Raw genomic sequence first — 2594 nt, forward strand, 5'->3', positions numbered from 1 at the left:
AAAATAAAGCTTATTAAAAGAATGAGTTATGGATTTACCAATTTTGAACATCTTCGACTTAAGCTGTTTGCTTGCTTTAATTCATAACAAAAATTAACACACGAAAACCAGAAGAGCCTTTTTTTTATTATCATTTAAGATTTATTTGAACCAATAAATGCTAGGCAATTCAGATTTTGGCTCTCTTATTCTTTGTGTGATCAGTTTAACTTACTATAGAAGCGATCAATCTTTGTGTCCTCTGTGTCTCTGTGGTTCCTTCCGCTCGCTCGCCCGCAGGACTGTATCTTAGAATACATTTTACCCACCAAACCTAAGAGAGCCAGATTTTATCTTAAATAACACTTAAAAAATATTGGCAACAGTGCCAAACTGGAAAAAGTTTGCTAACCTGATTACATTGATAATAAGAATCATTCTTGTAGGTGTGAGAGACAGCAATGAAAATCAAGCAAAATTTCCTAACAGCAGCGATATTACTGGGTTTTTCTGGTCCGGTACTGGCTAATAGTCTCGAAAACCTCTCTAGTAACCCCATGGCACAGGTAACAAGTGTCAATCAATTGCGGGATGTTTCTCCCACCGCCTGGGCGTTTGAGGCCTTAAGAAGTCTCGTGGAGAGGTATGGTTGTATAGTAGGTTATCCTGACCGTACTTTTCGCGGTGAACGCGCTTTAACTCGTTGGGAATTTGCCGCCGGGTTGAATGCTTGCTTAAATACCCTAGAAAGATTGATTCAAGAAGGAGTAGCGGTATTAAAAGAAGATCTAGACAAAATCAAGCGATTAGTTAGCGAATTCGAGACCGAATTAGCGGCATTGGGTGCTAGGGTTGATAACTTGGAAAATCGAGTCGCTTTTCTGGAAAATAATCAATTTTCCACCACCACTAAATTAACCGGGGAAGTGGTGATGGCATTATATGGGGTAGCCACAGGAGAAAAAAACGGTGGTGAAGGGATTCCCCAAGTGCCAGCTTTTGGTTATCGGGCCCGTTTAGAATTAAATACTAGCTTCACAGGCAAAGATTTACTCTATACCCGTCTAGCAACGGGAAATATTGCCGATTTAGCCGATACTACGGGAACTTTTGAAAGTACCTTAGCCTTTACCCAACCGGACGGCAACGATTTATTGCTAGAAGTTTTAAACTACAGTTTCCCCCTAACGGAAAATATCCAACTCTGGTTAGAAGCGACGGGAGGTGCTAAAGATGACTTTACCAATACCCTCAACTTTTTGGATGGAGATGGTGCTAGTGGGGCGCTTTCCGCTTTTGGTACTCGCAATCCCCTTTATTTTGCCCCCGGACAAACTGGACTCGGTTTACAGGGTAATTATGGGGCTTTGCAATTCAGCGCCGGTTATCTTGCCGGGGATGCTAACGATCCTAACCCGGGTGCGGGTTTATTTAACGGTTCCTATACTGCCCTAGGGCAGCTGGGTTATGTTCCTAACGAGAATTTTGGCATTGCTTTATCCTACCTTCATGGTTATAACCAATTAGATACGGGAACGGGAAGCCAGCGCTCGAATTTCCGATTTTTCACCGAAGAACTATTCGGGGAGGCCGTGCCGACAATTAATAATAGTTTGGGTTTACAATTTACTTGGCGAATTGTCGATGGTTTTGTCCTCGGTGGTTGGGGTGGCTATACAAAAGCTATCACTCTTAGCACCTTAGATGGACAACTAGAACGCGGGGATTTAGATATCTGGAATTGGGCGGTAACTTTGGCTTTTCCTGATTTATTTAAGGAAGGAAATACGGCGGGTATTATTGTTGGTATGCAGCCCTGGGTATCTAGTTCTAGTATTAGATTAAATGATGGCAGTGCTACTAATGATCCCGATACTTCCTTTCATATTGAAGGATTTTATGAGTGGAAACTCACTGATAATATTGCCCTTACTCCGGGGGTAATCGTGATTACTTCTCCTAACTCTAATAACAACAATTCCACCTTAGTTATCGGTACTATCCGCACGACTTTTACTTTCTGATTTGTCTAGGCAGCCAGTCAGAGATAAAGATAAAATATGACAGGACTTGAAATCATCTCTCCACTGGCTGCCATTTCGCACTCTAAACTAACTGAGTGAAGGGGGCATTTATGGTATTTTTAGAAGCAATTTAGCCTACTTTTGTGGTTTCTTTTTTGATGGATTTAGAGGGTTTTAGTTTATGCTTGAGGGTTGAAGTTGTGGCGAAGAGGTCAAGGACGATTTGAGGAACACTGTTAAATGTGATTAAATAGAGTACAATGAAAGTTGAAGATACACCTAGTTACCTAGTTAAGCCATGAAACAAGTTATCAAAAATATTAAGGTATCGGAGATTCCTACACTAATCGCTCAGTTAGGTCTTTCTCCTGAACAAGAAGTTAATCTGACAATTGAGGAAAATTCAGAAAGTCTTATCTCAATTATGGATAAAGTCGGCAAAAAGGCTCAAGCTAAAGGTTTGACAGAAGATAAACGGCTCTTCTAGGTTCTGTGTGAGCATGGTATAATAGTAACACAGAACAGGAGGTGGGTTATGTGGATAAATTTTGATCAACTCCTCGATTTACCAAATGTAACAGTGGTCAATTA

Annotated in this window: 2 protein-coding genes; both read left to right on the plus strand. The window is 40.9% G+C overall.

Annotated elements, in window-relative coordinates:
- The first annotated feature begins 440 nt into the window (after positions 1–440).
- Positions 441–2003, plus strand: a complete 1563-nt coding sequence (locus EWV66_RS00910) for an iron uptake porin (protein WP_002763778.1) — start codon at positions 441–443, stop codon at positions 2001–2003.
- A gap of 298 nt (positions 2004–2301) precedes the next feature.
- Positions 2302–2490, plus strand: a complete 189-nt coding sequence (locus EWV66_RS00915) for a hypothetical protein (protein WP_052275251.1) — start codon at positions 2302–2304, stop codon at positions 2488–2490.
- The last annotated feature ends 104 nt before the right edge of the window (positions 2491–2594 follow it).

This window comes from Microcystis sp. M_OC_Ca_00000000_C217Col, from assembly GCF_007095585.1.
Classification (GTDB): Bacteria; Cyanobacteriota; Cyanobacteriia; order Cyanobacteriales; family Microcystaceae; genus Microcystis; species Microcystis panniformis.

What these genes read in the sequence shown, in the direction of transcription:
- EWV66_RS00910 (WP_002763778.1), top strand. Translation starts at nt 441, where the DNA reads ATGAAAATCAAGCAAAATTTCCTAACAGCAGCGATATTACTGGGTTTT.
- EWV66_RS00915 (WP_052275251.1), top strand. Translation starts at nt 2,302, where the DNA reads ATGAAACAAGTTATCAAAAATATTAAGGTATCGGAGATTCCTACACTA.